The organism is Nostoc sp. CCY0012, assembly GCF_963920855.1.
Taxonomy (GTDB): Bacteria; Cyanobacteriota; Cyanobacteriia; order Cyanobacteriales; family Nostocaceae; genus Cyanocohniella.
Window position 1 is genome coordinate 1 of the sequence record NZ_CAWUDM010000009.1, and the last position, 17,241, is coordinate 17,241.

14 protein-coding genes are annotated in these 17,241 nt (G+C 41.1%); 6 read left to right on the forward strand and 8 right to left on the reverse strand.

Annotated elements, in window-relative coordinates; all coding sequences use genetic code 11:
- Positions 1–158: 158 nt before the first annotated feature.
- Positions 159–1,187, forward strand: coding sequence for a glycosyltransferase family 2 protein (locus ACM0OS_RS03785; protein WP_414541824.1), 1,029 nt, complete (start codon positions 159–161; stop codon positions 1,185–1,187).
- Positions 1,188–1,514: 327 nt separating this feature from the next.
- Here ACM0OS_RS03785 and ACM0OS_RS03790 read toward each other — a convergent pair whose 3' ends face one another.
- Positions 1,515–2,072 carry a pentapeptide repeat-containing protein gene (locus ACM0OS_RS03790; protein WP_414541825.1) on the reverse strand — a complete coding sequence of 186 codons (558 nt, stop codon included), beginning with the start codon at positions 2,070–2,072 and terminating at the stop codon, positions 1,515–1,517.
- A 232-nt stretch (positions 2,073–2,304) separates the two neighbouring features.
- Between ACM0OS_RS03790 and ACM0OS_RS03795 the strand changes: the two genes are divergently transcribed.
- Positions 2,305–2,922 carry a hypothetical protein gene (locus ACM0OS_RS03795; protein ID WP_414541826.1) on the forward strand — a complete coding sequence of 206 codons (618 nt, stop codon included), beginning with the start codon at positions 2,305–2,307 and terminating at the stop codon, positions 2,920–2,922.
- Positions 2,923–3,172: 250 nt separating this feature from the next.
- On the forward strand, positions 3,173–4,195 hold the full coding sequence (locus ACM0OS_RS03800) for a tetratricopeptide repeat protein (protein WP_414541827.1): 1,023 nt from the start codon (positions 3,173–3,175) through the stop codon (positions 4,193–4,195).
- A gap of 24 nt (positions 4,196–4,219) precedes the next feature.
- Here the strand turns inward: ACM0OS_RS03800 and ACM0OS_RS03805 are convergent, their stop codons facing one another.
- Positions 4,220–5,203: an SGNH/GDSL hydrolase family protein gene (locus ACM0OS_RS03805; protein ID WP_414541828.1), complete on the reverse strand. Its 984-nt coding sequence runs from the start codon at positions 5,201–5,203 to the stop codon at positions 4,220–4,222.
- Positions 5,204–5,325: 122 nt separating this feature from the next.
- Between ACM0OS_RS03805 and rpiA the strand changes: the two genes are divergently transcribed.
- Positions 5,326–6,036 (forward strand): ribose-5-phosphate isomerase RpiA, encoded by a 711-nt coding sequence (rpiA, locus tag ACM0OS_RS03810; protein WP_414541829.1) that lies wholly within the window; start codon positions 5,326–5,328, stop codon positions 6,034–6,036.
- Between the two features lie 109 nt (positions 6,037–6,145).
- On the opposite strand, the gene ACM0OS_RS03815 is transcribed toward rpiA, so the two are convergent.
- Positions 6,146–7,990 (reverse strand): tetratricopeptide repeat protein, encoded by a 1,845-nt coding sequence (locus tag ACM0OS_RS03815; RefSeq protein WP_414541830.1) that lies wholly within the window; start codon positions 7,988–7,990, stop codon positions 6,146–6,148.
- An 899-nt stretch (positions 7,991–8,889) separates the two neighbouring features.
- Here ACM0OS_RS03815 and ACM0OS_RS03820 point away from each other — a divergent pair.
- On the forward strand, positions 8,890–10,407 hold the full coding sequence (locus ACM0OS_RS03820) for a sensor histidine kinase (protein WP_414541831.1): 1,518 nt from the start codon (positions 8,890–8,892) through the stop codon (positions 10,405–10,407).
- Positions 10,408–10,439: 32 nt separating this feature from the next.
- Here the strand turns inward: ACM0OS_RS03820 and ACM0OS_RS03825 are convergent, their stop codons facing one another.
- The 4 genes from ACM0OS_RS03825 to ACM0OS_RS03840 form a co-directional block, all read right to left on the reverse strand.
- Positions 10,440–11,882 (reverse strand): DICT sensory domain-containing protein, encoded by a 1,443-nt coding sequence (locus ACM0OS_RS03825; protein ID WP_414541832.1) that lies wholly within the window; start codon positions 11,880–11,882, stop codon positions 10,440–10,442.
- A 438-nt stretch (positions 11,883–12,320) separates the two neighbouring features.
- Positions 12,321–12,485 (reverse strand): hypothetical protein, encoded by a 165-nt coding sequence (locus ACM0OS_RS03830; RefSeq protein WP_414541833.1) that lies wholly within the window; start codon positions 12,483–12,485, stop codon positions 12,321–12,323.
- Between the two features lie 360 nt (positions 12,486–12,845).
- Positions 12,846–14,336, reverse strand: coding sequence for a UDP-N-acetylmuramoyl-L-alanyl-D-glutamate--2,6-diaminopimelate ligase (locus ACM0OS_RS03835; protein WP_414541834.1), 1,491 nt, complete (start codon positions 14,334–14,336; stop codon positions 12,846–12,848).
- A 52-nt stretch (positions 14,337–14,388) separates the two neighbouring features.
- Positions 14,389–14,676, reverse strand: coding sequence for a glutaredoxin family protein (locus ACM0OS_RS03840; RefSeq protein ID WP_414541835.1), 288 nt, complete (start codon positions 14,674–14,676; stop codon positions 14,389–14,391).
- A 211-nt stretch (positions 14,677–14,887) separates the two neighbouring features.
- On the opposite strand from ACM0OS_RS03840, the gene ACM0OS_RS03845 reads away from it, so the two are divergent.
- Positions 14,888–15,445 carry a Uma2 family endonuclease gene (locus ACM0OS_RS03845; RefSeq protein WP_414541836.1) on the forward strand — a complete coding sequence of 186 codons (558 nt, stop codon included), beginning with the start codon at positions 14,888–14,890 and terminating at the stop codon, positions 15,443–15,445.
- A 13-nt stretch (positions 15,446–15,458) separates the two neighbouring features.
- Here the strand turns inward: ACM0OS_RS03845 and ACM0OS_RS03850 are convergent, their stop codons facing one another.
- Positions 15,459–17,240, reverse strand: a complete 1,782-nt coding sequence (locus ACM0OS_RS03850; protein ID WP_414541837.1) for an ABC transporter ATP-binding protein — start codon at positions 17,238–17,240, stop codon at positions 15,459–15,461.
- Between the last annotated feature and the right edge of the window lies 1 nt (position 17,241).

Sequence of the window (17,241 nt, forward strand, 5' to 3'; positions counted from 1 at the left end):
CAGGGGAGAAAAACCACCCACAAGGGGCGAGGCTTTAAACCTTATCTTTTGGTAATAAAAAGAGCTTCCCTAATAAATAGCTTTTATTATATGCCAGATTGGCTTGTTTATTTTATTAAAAAAAGTATATTACTAATTAAATGAGAATTTTCTTATGAATGATTTTTTCTAAATTCATGAACAAACTTATTTCTATTTGTATTCCTACTTGTGATAGACCTTTTCTCCTTCAAGAAGCATTAGAATCATGTTTTTTACAAGAATATGATTCTATAGAAATAATAATTGGAGATGATTCTAAAAATAACAATACAGAGAAGCTTATAAAAAACCTTCAGTTAACGGCAAAGCATAAAATACATTATATAAGAAATACACCACCATTAGGTCAAGCCAGAAACGTAAATATGCTTTTTGATATGGCACAAGGTGATAGATTAGTTTTGTTGCATGATGATGATTTATTACTTCCTAATGCCATAGTTGATTTAGATAAATGTTGGCAAATTGAACCCGGAATAACAGCAGCATTCGGAAAACAATATATAATCTCAATGCTAGGAGAAATACTTTTACAAGAGTCTGAAGATTTAAATAGAAGCTATTATCGGACAGCTAACGTAGAAGGATTACAAGCATCTGCTGTAGTTTCTGGATTATTACAACAGTTTCCTAATAATGGCTATATGGTTTTATCAGCAGCTGCAAAAAATATAAAATACAGAGATAGAAATATTGTAGGTGATGCCTGCGATCAAGATTTTGGCATTCGCTTAGGGATGGACTCTGATAAGTTTTATTTTTTAAATAAATATACATCTAAATACAGGATTACAACTACTAGCTCTGTTTCTAACAAAGAGGATTGCAAAATTGCTGAGTTTATGTATCCAATGATCGAGGCACTCTCTCTACCTGAATCAAGTGAATATGCACGTAAGTGTGCGCTTAAAAATTTAGCACCATTGGCAATCAAAAGTTATGCCCTTCAAGGAAGAAAAAAAGAAGCTTGGAATATATATTTCTCTAAAAATTTCTCTTTAATTAAACGTGCTGCTCCCGGAGGTATTTATCTTTTACTTCTTTCTTTATTACCTGTTAATTTTAGTAAAAAACTCCTTCAAGCTCAGTATTACTTAAAACTAAAAAACGATAGTAAGATAAAATTAATTGACTCACTGCGCTAGTAGTAATAATTTCAGGATTAGCGCGGTTCCAACCATATTGAAAAGTGGACTTTAGCAGAGTTTTGAGTTTGCAAAACCCTTTACTTAGACGGAAAGTAAGTAGAATGGTGTAAATAATTAAGGTTTGTAGTGAGGACTTTAGTCCTCTAATAAGGACTGAAGTCCTTACTACGAAATAAATGCAATTTTTTTACATTACTTTACATAGGTTAGTTTTTTCAAGTCGTTCTATTTATATACTGATAAATAAAAATAAAAATGCAATAGGGGTAAAACAGACGTTTTGCCCCTATTCAAACTTGTATTGAATCCAAATCATGTGATGATTTAAGAATAGGAGTAGCTACCAGCCCAAGTTATCCATTTATGGGATAAACCTATATGCAATATTCCTCCAGTCATTTCTTGTTCTGTAACGATCGCTCCTTTGAAGTCTGCGCCACTGAGTTCTGCTTCATTAATATTGCAACCAATTAAGTTGGCCTTCCTGAGATTAGCATTTCTTAAATCTGCCCCACTCATTTCCGCTTCACTGAGGTTTGCTCCTTGCAAGTTAGCCATGATTAAATTTGCACCCCGTAAATCGGCACGACTTAGGTTAGTTTCCTCTAGGTTGACTCCAGTTAAATCAGCACCAATCAAGTTGATTTCGCTTAAATTGGCACCATTCAATATAGCTCCACTTAAATCAGCATCAGTCAGATTTGCCCGGCTAAAGTTACATCCACTTAAGTTAGCTTGACTGAGGTCTGCTCCACTCAGGTCTGTTTCCGAAAAGTTTGTATTTCTGAGGTCTGCTCCACAAAGATTGACTTGATGTAGATTTGCTTGATTAAATTTGCGTTCTCCTGCCGTATAAAGATCTAGGAGTTTGTTCGCATCCATGATTATCACCTCGCAATGTCCAAAGGTCAGTCAGTCGAGTTATGAGTTGCACTCTACTCAAACCACACCAAAGACAATTTATCGAGCTGCTAGCAACTAGAATTTTAATTAAAGCTTGTCACTTTATTCTGCTATAACTTTCCTTTCTTTTCACTAATACTTCATGGAAATATACTTAACAATGTTTTTCGTATCACAATGAAAACTGTGATTAATTCAAAATAACTTTCTCATGGTTGATTTTACCTCCACGACTACACCCGATTTTGTACCTGTGCTATCTCAAACGGTGGCTGCATATCGAGGTCAAGGAAGCCCACGTACTGGGGCGGAAGTAGTGGTAAAGGCCTTACTACAAGCAGAAAAAGCGGCCAAGCAACAACGGCTGAATTATAACTTTGAGTCTCTTGTGGGCCAATGGCGGCTTTGCTTTGCAACTGGAACTAAAAAAGCTAGAGAGCGTGGCGGTATTGTTTTGGGTAAGGGGTTTTATGTCCCCAAATTGGCTACTATCCATATTTCTTTTAGTGCTGCTGTCACACCAGATGCAAATAAAGGCGAAATTGCTAATCAGGTGCAAGTGGGCCCAGTGTTGCTGAAGCTGACGGGCCCAACACAATATCTGGGTAAGAAAAATTTATTGGCGTTTGACTTTAACCATATGTTTATTAGTTTGTTTGGTCGGGGTGTTTATAGCAGGCCAATTCGCTCTGGTAAAGTTCAGGCAGAGGATTTTTACACCCAACCCATAGCGAAGCTACCCTTTTTTGCGTTCTTCTTAATTACAGAAGATTTTATCGCCGCTCGTGGACGTGGTGGAGGACTAGCACTTTGGATGCGTGAGAATTGATGACATGAAGTGCAAAATTTTTTGCTGGGGGGCTATGGAGTGGAATTAGCCAAAAACATGACTGTGGCTTGATTGATGTACCACATTCCTAGGTTTTTCTACTCATGTCTTCTGTCTAGAGATATATTTCTCTATTTACATTTTATTTCTAAAGGTAGACAATAACGGTTAACTCAAATTTGGGAACTCTTAAATAAGGGACTTCCCAAAAATAACCTGCCTATTCATCGCAGAGTGCAACCGAGGTCAGATGACGCAAGCTTTCAATCCAGTGCAAGAGTGGGAACAACGTCGTGACGAAGCCAGCCGCTATTACAAGCAGGGTAGGTTTCAAGAATATCTCAATTTTGCCAGCGAAAATTTAGAGTTAGCCAGAACAATTCAAGATCGAGCCAGAGAAGGTCATACCCTAAACGATATCGGTTTGGCTTATCTCAGTTTTTGCCAACCCCAAAAAGCATTAGAGTGTTTTCATCAAGCACTTGTGGTGGCTGTGGAAATAGGCGAAAAGCGCGCCGAAGCTACTGCACTGAGCAATCTGGGTGCTACCTACAGCCGTTTGGGGCAGTTTTCGCAAGCACTGAAGTTTTTTGACCAAGGATTGGAAATCTTCAGAAAATTACAGGATATTCCCAGCGAAGCTTCTACTCTCAATGATATGGCGCTAATTTACACCAAATTGGGAGAACCAAAGCGATCGCTCTTATTACAGTTCCAAATTTTGTCAATGCGTCGCTTGCTCAGAGACTTTTCGGGTGAAGCAACTACACTGAATGGCATTGGCTTTGCTTACAGCAGCTTAGGACAGTTTGATCAAGCGTTAGAATTTTTGCAAGCAGCACTACCAATTCAACGAGCTGCTAAAAATTTGCTTGGCGAAGCTACTACGTTGAATAATATTGCCTCTGTTTATGGTGATTTGGGAGAACCTAAAAAAGCACTATTGCTTTACTATCAAGTTTTGTTGACACGTCGGGCAATAAACGATCGCTTTGGTGAGGCGACAACGTTAAACAATCTTGGTTTTACCTACAATATTCTCGCCAATAACCGCCAGGCTCTCAAGTATTACAAGCAAGCGATCGCCGTTTCTCAAGAAATTAATGATTATCTAGGAGAAATTTCCACGCTGCTGAATATGGGTAGTCTTTACGCTACGACAAAACGCAAAAAATCAGCCCTATCTTGCTATAACAAGGCCCAAGAGTTGGCCAAAGGAATTGAATGTCAGCCACTCTTGGATAAGGTAAAGCAGTTTATGGATACTCTTTAGGACTAGGGTAATCCCCGGTTAATCCTATAACTGATTGACTTTGGAGTCATTTTGTGATGTTGGAACATCCAGAATTGCTAAAAGCGATCGCTCGATGATTTGGCGCACAAACTGATTTCCTGGCAAGTTGAGATGTATATTGTCTTGGTATAAGGCTTGAGGGTTTGGGGTTGAGTTGAATAATGGTAAAAAATCTATATAGGTAATTTGCTGTGCTTTGGTAAATTCCAGCAGTCTTTGACGTGCTTTAATTTCGTAATCGCGGGGGCCTGGTTCTCCAATTTCTCGCAATAAGGGAGTCATGACTAACAAGAATTGACTGTTGTTTTTTTGAGTCAATGCTTGAATTTGCTTAATTGCTTCTAGGTTAATTCCTACGCGATCGCCTGGTTCTTGATGTACTGCTTTCAGTTCAGGAATCGTTTGGGTTTTGATAATATACCGTTGCCACACTTCCACCAATGCTAAAAGAGGTTTTTGATCTGGGTAGTTGCGATCGCGTCCTACAGGTAAAGAGGTGGGAGCCGTAGCAAATAAATCATCGGTATTAATTAATAACACTACTATTTGAGCATTAAAGTCGCCAAATCTTTGTAAATAGGCTAATTCGTTTCTGGGGCCCCAAGAATTTGCTGAAGCATTAAGCACTTCTATTTCATTATATTTACCAATAGTTAATGATTTTAAAGAACGGGTCATCAAGCTGGATATTGTATTATCCTGGTCTGTCCACCAGCCACCATTGGCAATAGAATCGCCGATAATTAGCACTCGTAGTGTAGAAAGTGCAGGTGTTTTTTGAATTGCCATACTTCTCATGGAATACTCGTTAATGACAATGCGATTACCAAAACGGCGAGTGCGCTGGTTGGGGGCTAATAAATAACCAATTTCCTCATCAGCAATGTAAGTCAGTGGATTACCAAAACCAAACAGCGATCGTAATCCTACTTCAATTACCAAAAATAACCCGACAACTACCAAAATTATGATGAGTGCTAATTTCACTTGTAAATGCCCCACGATCAAACTTAAATAGTTTAGCAATGATGTTAAAAGAAATTAGTGATCATGTAGTATAGTCGGCCGTAATAGACTATTTAGTCGATATTTCAGGAGCTTTGGGAAAAATGAGCGCAACAGCAGACCCGACAAAGTTGATGAAGCAAGAAGTTGGCAAAGCCGCCGCCCTGCTAGTAAAATCAGGCTCAATTGTCGGATTAGGTACAGGGTCAACTACAGCCTATACAATTCAATTTTTAGGCGATCGCCTCAAGTCTGGTGAACTTAAAGATATTGTGGGTATTCCTACTTCTTTTCAATCAGAAGTACTGGCGAAGGAATATGGTGTTCCTCTGACAACCTTAGACGCTGTTGACCATATAGATATTGCCATTGATGGGGCTGATGAAGTTGATCCCCAAAAAAACTTGATCAAAGGCGGCGGTGCAGCACATACCCGCGAAAAAGTCGTTGATTACTTGGCAGCACAATTCATCGTCGTGGTAGACAGTGGTAAGTTAGTGGAGCGTTTGGGTTCTACATTTGCAGTACCGGTGGAAGTCATACCCATGGCCATTACCCCTGTTACCAATGCCATTAAACAACTCGGCGGTAAACCTGAATTACGTATGGGTGTGAAAAAAGCCGGGCCAGTGATCACAGACCAAGGCAATTTTGTATTAGATGTCAGATTTGACTCAATTGATGATCCCGTGAACCTAGAGAAAACCCTAAATAATATTCCCGGTGTTTTGGAAAATGGGATTTTCGTCAATTGTGCAGATGTAGTTTTAGTTGGTGAAGTTAAGGACGGTAAGCCTTTGGTTCGTCAGATGTAGTTTGGGGACTGGGGACACTTCATAAGCTTCAGTTTGTTTTTAACTGTATAAGGGGCAATGGGGACTGGAAGATGATATCTAGCCCCTAGCCCCTAGCCTCTAACCCTAATCATTCTGGTACCAGATATGAGTATTCTTGCAGCTGGGCGATCGCTTGGAGAATTTGTTGATAATGCTGTGTATTTCCTTCTCGGTGATGGATATCAGCAGATGTTTGGAAATCAGCAATTGCGCCTTGATAGTCTTTGAGTTTTCGGCGGATATCAGCTCGCAACATATAGGCTGAGGCTAAATAAGGCCGACGTTGTAAGGCTTGGTTCAAATCAGCCACTGCACCTTTTAAATCTCCCAGCATAGAACGGCTACGACCTCGGTTGTACCAATCTTCTGCTAGGCTGGGATCAATAGCTAGTGCTTGATTGTAATCTTCTGTTGCTCTTTGATAGTCTTCTAGAGCGTAATGAGCATTGGCGCGATCGCTATAAAAGGTAGCAGATTGGGGATTTAGTTGTAAGGCTGAAGTATAGTCAACAACTGCGCCTTCATAGTCTTCCAGAGCATAGCGCAGAGAACCCCGGTTGTAATGAGCTTCTATCAGATGAGGGTTAATTTGTAGTGCTTGATTGTAGTCTGCCATTGCCCCTTTGCGATCTCCGAGAAAACGGCGGGCATTACCTCGGTTGCAGTAAGCTTGGGAAAAGTTAGGTGACAGCCGGATTGCTTGGGTATTATCGGCTATGGCTGCGAGAAAATCTTGGAGAATTTCGTAGGTAATGGCGCGGCCGTAGTAAGCTTCAGCTAAATTAGGATTGATCTGCAATGCTAGATCGTAATCCTGAATCGCTTTTTGATAATCTCCTAAACAGCGGCGAGCTGTAGCGCGATCGCAGTATCCTTCAGCTAGACAAGGATTAAGTTGTAATAGCCGATTACTATCCTCAATTGCTCCTTGGTAATCTCCTAATCGCCGCAGAACGTTAGCCCGAAAGCCATAAACTATATCTAAGGTCGGGTTTTCTTGTAATGCCTGGTTATAATCTGCGATCGCTCCTTGATAATCTCCTAGGGTGTCTCGTACCAAACCCCGCTGATAATATGCTTGTACATCATCAGGATTTAATTGCAGCGCTTGGTTAAAGTCTGCTAGTGCTTGCTCGTAATCTTTGAGGGTGGAATGAACCAGGCCCCGATTGTGATAAGCCGCCGAGAAGATAGGATTAATTTTTATTGTGTGATTATAGTCTTCAATGGCACCCTGGAGGTCTTGTAAAGCATAGCGGGCATTACCCCGGTTATGGTAAGCTTCGGCGAAGTTGGGATCTAACTGTAAAGCGCGATCATGATCGGCGATCGCTTGCTGATATTCTCCTAAAATATAATAGATATTACCCCGACTACTGTAAGCTGGGGCGAAATGGGGATGCCATTGCAAAGCTTGCTGAAAGTCTGTAATCGCTCCTTGATTATCCCCACAATTGCAACGAGCAACACCCCGATTGTGGAATGCCTTGGCAATATCAAAATGAATATGTGTAGCTAAATCGGTACTATTTTCTATAGCTTGTTGATAAGCGGCGATGGCTTTGTCATAGTCTTGCAGCGCCAGATAGGTATTGCCCAGACCGTGGTAGGATGCAGCCAAACCAGGATTAATTTGTAATGCCTGTTGATAATCAGCGATCGCTTCCTCAAAATCTTCTAAACAGTAATGAGCATTGGCACGGTTGCAGTATGCCTCTGCAAACTGGGGATTACTCTGTACTGCTCGATTAAAGTCCGCGATCGCTCTGTAATAATCTTTAAATTCACAACTAAAAATAGCACCCCGGTTGTAATAGGCTTCCGCACAGTCAGGATGCACATTAATCGCCTGGGTATAATCTGCTATGGCTCCTTGATAGTCGCCTTGCAAATGTTTATGGAATCCTTGATTGAAAAAGTTGTCAGCATTCATCTAATTTGTCTTGGGTTTTGACACTCCCCTCACTTATTGTAGAACGGGCGCACTTCTTCTTAACTAGTTCTGACGATAAAATCATATTTTTATGTAACTCATGATGTCAAAGTTAATTAATATAGCAATTATCAATCATTCATGAAGGCGATAACCCTAATTTCTCAAATAAAACGGGGTTTTCCAGTCTCTGGATTTTCACCAATCAATTAAAACTCCTATATGTATGCAGTCAACAGCTTGATGTTTTAACTAATAAATTATAAATTAAAGTATTCATACACCCAGCTTATGCATTACAAATTTCCCCAAAATTCAGCCTCAAGAAGGATTGCGGCTGGTTCTAAACTGGTTCTTTTTTAGACTAATTATCTAAAAAAGCTGCAAAAATCACAAAAATAACCAAGTGATATTTTTAGGTTTCATCTGACTCAATTGCATAACTGATAGACATGACTCAAATATCGAAGCATAACCTTATATTTTGATAAATAAGTAATTTTAGATACTGAAAATAACTGCATTGATTTTTTCATGAATTGCAGTTTGAAATTTAAGATTAGCCCAAATCTTCAAGGTGATTTTTTGATTTAGGTTATTGACTTTATTTAGGTAATATGCTTTTGCTAAGAGTAACTTTATAATCAATCAGTTTATCATGTCTAGCTCTTGATGAAATACTTTGTCTTGACATATTTATGGGTGATGTCAGAAAAATTTAAATAAATTGCTCACCATGTTGGGCGATCGCTCAATTTCAACTCACCACAGGGGAAATTGCACCTATTCTGTTCGGTTCTACCACTGTCGCCAGGACACAAAAAATTATAACCTCGTAGTAATTAAGATAATTATTTAAAAACGCTGTCAGTTGCTTTTCAGCCAAGGGGTGAAAACCTGTGTATCAATGGATATTGCCAAGTCTGAGTGAAGTTTTAGCCGCAAGTCAATCAACTGGGGCTGAATGCTCACCAACCAAAGCCGAGCGGCAGTGGTGTGTCAGCCTAGCAGCAACGGAGCAACTGTTAATGAACACTTTAGCAGCCGCTTCGCCTGATGTAACTCAAGGATTAGTGCTAACAGCACCAGCACCTCTATTTAGCCAGCCAACACTGACTCAAAGCTTGCAAACTGTCACTTTTACGGCCAAGCCATTTAATCCCCTAGCGCTGATGCCATTTCATATGCCAGAGGCCATCGCTGCGGCGGCAGAAGAAATGGTTCCCCACGAGTCAGTCCTACCTTTACTACCGGCTGATCCACTGACTACAGAGCGATTTTGCTTGGTTTTTACAGAAAAATTTAGATTAGTACTGGTTTTAAAAGAAGACAAAAATGGTCACAAAGCATTTTCATTTTCTTTTGATCCAGAGGTAGTTCAGCAGGCCTGGCGATCGCTAGGTGCGCGGGTAATGCTAACTAACCCCGAATTTTTTGCGGAACTGGATAACATTGTCCAAAAATATGACCCCATCGCCCCAGACTACCGCATGGTGGTTCAGTTTAGCCAGTTTTTACTTCAGGAATTGACCGAACCAGAAGAGACTAGGGATTGGAGTACAGAAAATCCGGCTTGTCGTTCCTACTCCAGTAGAGAAACATTAGAAAATACTGGCGATGGCAAACAGCACACTGAGCCAAATCATCAATCCTTCTTTCCTAATCCCCATTACTCAGTCGCCAGTAACCAGTCACCAGTCCCCGATGTAGAACTACTCCAAGCTTTTGCTCATGAAGTTCGCACACCCTTGACAACTATTCGGACTTTGACTCGCCTACTGCTGAAGCGACGAGACTTACCAACCACCGTTACTAATCGCTTAGAAATCATCGATCACGAATGTACCGAGCAAATTAATCGGATGGAGTTACTGTTTAAGGCAGCAGAATTAGAAACTTCTACTTCGGTGAAATCTTCTAAGACTCAACTGACACCGATGTCATTAGATCAGGTGTTGCATCAGAGTATTCCCCGTTGGCAACAAGCAGCCCAGCGGCGAAATTTGACCTTAGATGTGGTTTTACCACAGCAACTACCAACAGTGGTCAGCAATCCCAATATGTTAGATCAGGTACTGACTGGTTTGATGGAGAATTTTACTCGTAGCCTACCACCGGGAAGTCATATACAAGTGCAGGTAATTCCGGCTGGTGACCAACTGAAGTTACAATTATCTCCACATCTCCACTGCCAAGACACCAATCAATCCGTAACACCGCCAATTCGTAAGGCCCTTGGTCAGTTACTCATGTTTCAACCAGAAACAGGTACGATTAGTTTAAATATTGCGGCAACCAAGCATTTGTTTCAAGCTATTGGTGGCAAACTGATTGTCCGTCAACGTCCACACTACGGGGAAGTGTTAACTATCTTTTTGCCCTTAGAAGTCAGTAGCAAGGAAAAATTAGGCGTCTGAAGTCAAACAATTTTAGATTTTGGTTTCTATTTTCAAGCGATCGCTCTTGGTATTTTACGGACTCTGGGCAAATTCACTATAAAAGTAGTCCCTTCATCCACCTTGCTTTTAACATAAATAGCACCACCACAACGCCACAACAATCGCTTGACAATGGTTAAACCCAAGCCAGCACCACCCATATCTTCTGTGATTCCTGAACGTACTCGATAAAAGCAATCAAAGATTTTGGATATTTCGTTTTCATTAATCCCAATGCCTGTGTCACGAAATTCTAATTGCACATAATCGCCTTGAACACGGGCCTTTACCCATACCTGACCACCATTGGGGGTAAACTTAATGCTGTTATGTAACAAATTTATTACTATCTGTCTTAGTCCACCGATGACACACCAAACATCTGGTAATTCATTGGGTAAGTTATAGGCTAGCATAATGCCTTTTTCTTGGGCTACAGGCTGATAGGTACTTACTACCCCAGGTACAATATCTGCAAGGTTTACCAACTCTAAAGCTGTTTTTGCCAAATTATGCTCTAGATCTACCAAATCCAATAATCCTGTAATTAAAGTACTTTGGCGATCGCACTGAGTATTCAGCATCTGTAAATAACGTTGTCGTTGTGGGGGCTTGAGATTCGGTGAATTTAACAACGATAGTGCTGTTTTCATATGTGTTAAAGGCGTACGTAGTTCTTGACACACACTACGTAAATATTCGTCCTTACGTTGCTCGTCGTTTTGTCGCTGATTATTTTGCTGCTGCAACTTGATGATACGTTTATTTGAGATGTAGTGATTAATTTCATTCTGTTGCTGGAGTTGTCGAATCAACAACTGACTCAACAGTGCTGGTTCGGATGCACTGGGGCAAATAAAATTACTAGGTGAAATTAAGGCTGATTCTGGTGCGATCGCCTCCGGCACTGCGCCCCGCGCAATCGCTTGTTTGATACCATCGACAATTGGCTGAATGATTCTGCCTTCATGGGTAGTAATAGCAAGTATTGGCGGTTTTTTCTGGACATTAACCTTTGCCGTTCCTGGGGTTTGGCTTCTTTTAAGTGGTCGATGGGCCAGAATTAAACTACAAAATTGGGGTGACAACACTATGAGAAAGTATTCCCGTTGCAATTGCCTATTTATTGGTAATTGGATGCAGATATGATCAGGGGATGAGGCAGAAAATGCTTGCTTATCTCCTGATTTGCCTATTTTCCCAGTTTGGCAATTATAGATAACACCAGATTCACCCATCGCCGACTGATAACGCGATAATTCTGCGTGCCAAATTTTGCCCGGTGGTAACTTAACCCACAAAGTAGCGGTGATCTGCTGCTCAACTAGTAAGTCTATATGTGACCTTACCAGTGATAAGAGAGTAGCAAGATTGAGGGACAACACTTGAGGTGGTTTATGCACCCCCAAAGCCAGCCGATAAACAGACAGATTCTTACGCTGAGAATCATTCATGAGTCAAGCACAACAAAAACAAGAAAAAATAGTTATGTCATCGATTCTCGCCCTTATCCGTACCTTTTGCACAAAAAGATTCAAAAAAAAATATAAATTATGTATTTGAAAATACGAGTCTTGGTTTTTCCGCCCCTCATCTGATGTCTATAATCACCATCCGGTTGGGTTTTTTGTCTCGAAGACTCATGGCCAGCAACGAAAGCTGAAATACCAAGTTATCTCAATCCACTTTCAGAGATTCTGGAAATATCCACTTGTTATTTTTATGACAAAATCATGAAAAACCCTACCTCAAAAGGTGGATCAAAGGAAGTATCCTCAACGTATAATGTTGATTTTTATACGGAGATTTCCTTTATTTGTGAGGCTTAAAAAGCAACCTGTGTGATAAATTTCGACTTCATTTATCCGATGTCATTTAAAAATAATTTACTTTCAGTATTTTTCTGTTTTGATAATATAGCAATCACATTCTGGGGTGTGATTTACCCAAACTGTATTATTACCATCAAACAAAGGAATTTCCACTTGCCACCATGTCTTCCCACGGAGGCGACGATACCAGGAATAGTTAGAAAAAGTTAAATCTAACAGTTGCATGACTCTATAATTTTGTAGCGCAGTGAATTACAAGAAAACTGACTATATACTATTTCAACTTATGGATAGTTAGTTATAGTAGAAGTACTGATAATTTAAACATAAACAGATGCATAGAGACTGCTCTATCCTATAAATTACAGCACACTGAGTTATAAAAATACACATATATTGATTAATACTTTGCTATTACTCTTATCAAATAAAAATTAGAACCCTTGCTATTGATAGATTTTGATGAATCTAGGCATAAAATGGGGCGCTAATGCATGGAGATATTGCCCAAATTTTTAGAATGATAATTAATTGAGCTAGTAGAAACACAAGTGTTGCATCTCCACTAGCAAAATTAACCAGGTTTTAATTGGGGATATTCAGTTTTTCTTGTAAAGCATCTCTTGCGTGTTCTCGGTCGTCAAAATGAATTTTTTCAGTGCCGAGAATTTGGTAATCTTCGTGACCCTTTCCAGCTAATAAAACCCCATCACCTGGTTTTGCTTGTAAAATGGCAGTCCGAATAGCTGTGGCGCGATCGCAAATCACCGTGGGTTGGATATTATCAGGTATTCCTGACAAAACATCTTGCAAAATTCGTTCTGGGTCTTCGGTGCGGGGATTATCCGAAGTCACCACAGCCACGTCAGCTAAATCAGCAGCGATTTTACCCATTTTTGGGCGCTTAGTGCGATCGCGATCGCCTCCACAGCCAAACACGCAAATCATCTTCCCAGGAATAAACGGCCGTGCAGCTTTGAGTAAATTTTCCAAACTATCTGGTGTGTGGGCATAATCGACAATCACACTGATATCTTGGTCGGGGCTAATTTGTACTCGTTCCATGCGTCCGGGAACCCCAGGAAACTCAGATATGGCTGTAGCCACCAACTGTAAATCTAGCCCCAAGTGTAAAACTGCACCCACAGCCGCCAAGAGATTTTCTAAATTGTATTGTCCCACCAGAGGTGAACGAAAAGCCACTTCACCTTTTGGTGTATGCAACATACCGCTGACACCATTGGGTTCATAACTTAAATTACTCATCCATAAATCAGCGTTGCGATCGTTGACACTGTAACTCCAAACGCGTTCTGGACTTAAGGATGCAATCAAGCGCTGACCATAAGCATCATCAGCATTAATTATCGCCCGACCCTTGAGATAATCAGGACTAAACAACAACGCCTTGGCGGCAAAATAATCCTCCATATCGCTGTGATAATCCAGGTGGTCTTGAGTAAGATTACTGAAAACACCCACTTCAAAAGTACAACCCAACACCCGACCTTGTGCCAAAGCATGAGAACTAACTTCCATCACTCCGAACTCACAACCAGCATCTACAGCTGCGGCTAACTGCTGTTGGAGTTCCACCGCAAAGGGAGTAGTGTGAATAGCCGTTTCCTCAAAACCAGGCCAACGTGTGTAGAGAGTTCCCATCAAAGCCGTCGGCAAATTTACCTGACTCAGCAGAAACTCAATTAAGTGAGTAGTCGTAGTTTTGCCATTAGTACCAGTCACACCAACCAACTTCAATTTTTGACCAGGATAGCCGTAAAAAGCCCCTGCTAACTGGGCGCAGGCTTTAGTCATATCCGCCGCACTCATGACAACAGCCTCATTCGTAGGGGGATTTTTTTGTAGCGCTTCCACAGAAACAACTGACGCCACAGCCCCCGATGCGATCGCACTGGGCCAAAAATCTCCACCATCTACCCGCGTACCAGGCATCCCAATAAACAAATCACCCAGACTACAAGCATGGGAATTGGTCTTCAGACCCTGAATTTCCACATCAGGCACACCCGAACAGTCAACATTATCTAACGCAGCTAATAATTCCCGCAATTTCATGTAGTGAACCTCATCACACAATTCTCTTGCGCTTATTCTGCATTATTTTTTCCTAATTGGTTAAATACTTAGCCAACATTTGCGCCAACTGCTGCACACTAGCACGAGGAGAAGGACGCGGTAAACGCTCCTCAATCACCTCATTCTCTGTGTCCTCAGAGCCTTTGTGGTTTGCTAAATAAAGCACAGGCACTTCATACTGATACGCCAAAAACCAATCTTCACGAGTCGTAATATCCCGAACTTCCAACTCAAAACTGAGATTGGTGATTTGTTCTAACTTCTCCTGCAAACCTTCACACAAATGACATCCCGGCTTGCTGTATAAAATTAATTGCATCTTCTCAATCAATTGATAGCTTACTTATTCTCGATCACAATAGAGATAAACCCACTGTAAGGAATATGAATTAAATAACATGCAAGTCTAGTTTTTGACCTCACCCCGTCTTTGACTTGCGTCAAAGTCTCCCCTCTCCTTACCAAGGAGAGGGGTTGGGGGTGAGGTTCTGTATTTTATTAAATCCACATTCCTAAGCTACGCTCATGCCATGACTCAACTTAAACCTCAACTTACCCTACAAGAATTTCTGGCCATACCTTTGGATGACATCACATACGAATTAGTTAATGGAGAAGCAAAACCCAAAATGGCACCAAAAAGATTCCATTCACGATTAACCCTTACTATTAGTCAATTTCTTGTACTGTGGGCGCAAAATCGTGGCGAAGTTGGTATCGAATGGGCAATAACTTTAAAACGCCAAGGCCGTGATTGGGTTCCCGTGCCAGACTTACTTTATATCTCTTACTCTCGCCTTTCCAGTGATGTCATAGAAGATGAACCTTGTCCCATACCGCCAGACTTAGCCATTGAAATTATCTCACCTGACCAAAGCTTTGGACAAATGAGCGCTAAAGCCACAGATTACCTAGATGCGGGGGTGATACGAGTTTGGGTTGTGGATGCAAAAGCGAAAACTGTGACAGTTTTTTATCCTGACACCAGACCGCAAACAAAAACTGGAGGAGATAGTTTAGCAGATTCTCTCTTGCCAGAGTTGCAAATTACACCAGAACAAATTTTCCAACAAGCGGGTATTCCATAATCTAAAATTGGCATTAAGTAGTTGTTGCACCCAGATGTAGGGCATAGAGATTTGCATATACTCCTTGTTGATGAATCAGTTCTGCATGAGTACCTTGTTCAACCACTTGTCCTTGCTGAATCACCAACACCTGATCGGCTTGGGTAACTGTACTTAGTCTATGAGCAATAACAAAGCTAGTACGATTTTTGAGCAAACGAGCGATCGCTTCTTGTACTAGTAATTCTGTTCTGGTATCAATACTACTAGTTGCTTCATCGAGAATCAGAATCCGAGGATTAATCAATACTGCACGAGCAATACTCACCAGTTGTCGCTGTCCTTGACTCAGAGGCGCACCCCTTTCCCCTAATTGAGTGGCGTATCCCTGTGGCAGTGAGGTAATAAAATCATGTACATTAGCCAGTTGTGCCGCCGCTTCAATTTCGGCTTGGGTAGCATCAGGCGCGCCAAAAGCAATATTTTCCGCCACAGTACCGCTAAACAAAATATTATCTTGCAGCACAATACCAATTTGACGGCGCAAGCTAGCTTGAGTCACACTTCTTACATCAATACCATCTATTTTTATTGCCCCGCTAGATACATCATAGAAGCGTAAAATCAAATTAATAATTGTACTTTTTCCCGATCCCGTTGCTCCTACTAAAGCCACCATTTGTCCTGGATAAGCGTGTAAGTTCACTTGTTTGAGAACAAGTTGATTGGGCTTATAGCCAAAATTGACGTTGTTAAATGTAACTTCCCCTTGAATCGGTGGCATTTGTGTCGCATCAGGCGCATCGTTGAGGTGGGAGGTTTCATCTAAAAGGAGAAATATGCGCTCTAAACCAGCAAAGGCTGACTGGGATTGAGTATAAAACTGACTGAGAATCTGAATAGGTCGAAAGAACAACTGAATATAAAGTAAAAAAGATGTAACTACACCCACCGTAGCTGCTCCCGTAACGGCGAGATAGCCACCATAAGCCAGCACGCCGCCAGTGGTTAAGGTGTTGAGAAAATCGATTGACGGCAAAAATGCCGAGGTAATGGCCACAGCCTCGACATTAGCATCACGATTGGCAGCATTGAGAATATCAAATTCTTCAATGTTCATTTGTACACGATTAAATGCTTGTGCTTCCCGCACACTCCCAATGTCTTCTTCTAATTTGGCGGATAACTCCCCAATGGTTTGTCGTGTAACCCGAAATCTCGCTCTCGCCCAACGCGCAAACAAGCTGGTGATGACAATCATTAAGGGTATAACTAAGTTACTTAACAAGCCAAGTTGTAAATTAATGGCCAGCATGGCTATGACAATACCCACCAAACTGAAAGTATTACCCAGCATTTGGGGAATTGTTTGTCCAAAGGCTTGATTCACCGTATTCACATCATTGAGCAGGCGACTCATTAAATCACCGGCTTCACTGCGGTCAAAAAAGCTGAGTGGTAAACTTTGGATTTTAGTAAAAATATCTTGGCGTAATTGTGCTAAAACTCGTTGTACAATCCAGCCCACGCGGATAATTTGCCCCCGGATTGCCCAGATACCGATGAAGTAAATTAGCGCCAGTAATCCCAATAATAGTAGCAGTCCAGATAGATTACCTGGGGCAATTAGGTTATCAACTGACCAACCCAGCAAAAACGGCCCGATGGCTTGGGTAGCAGCACCGACCATGACTAATGAGATAGCAAAGGGAATTTCTTTTTTATAGGGTCGCAGATATTGTAACAAGCGCCCCAGAGTCGAGAGTTGGTGACTCGGTGTTTGCTCAGATGCAACGATGGGAACTGTGCCTCTCATA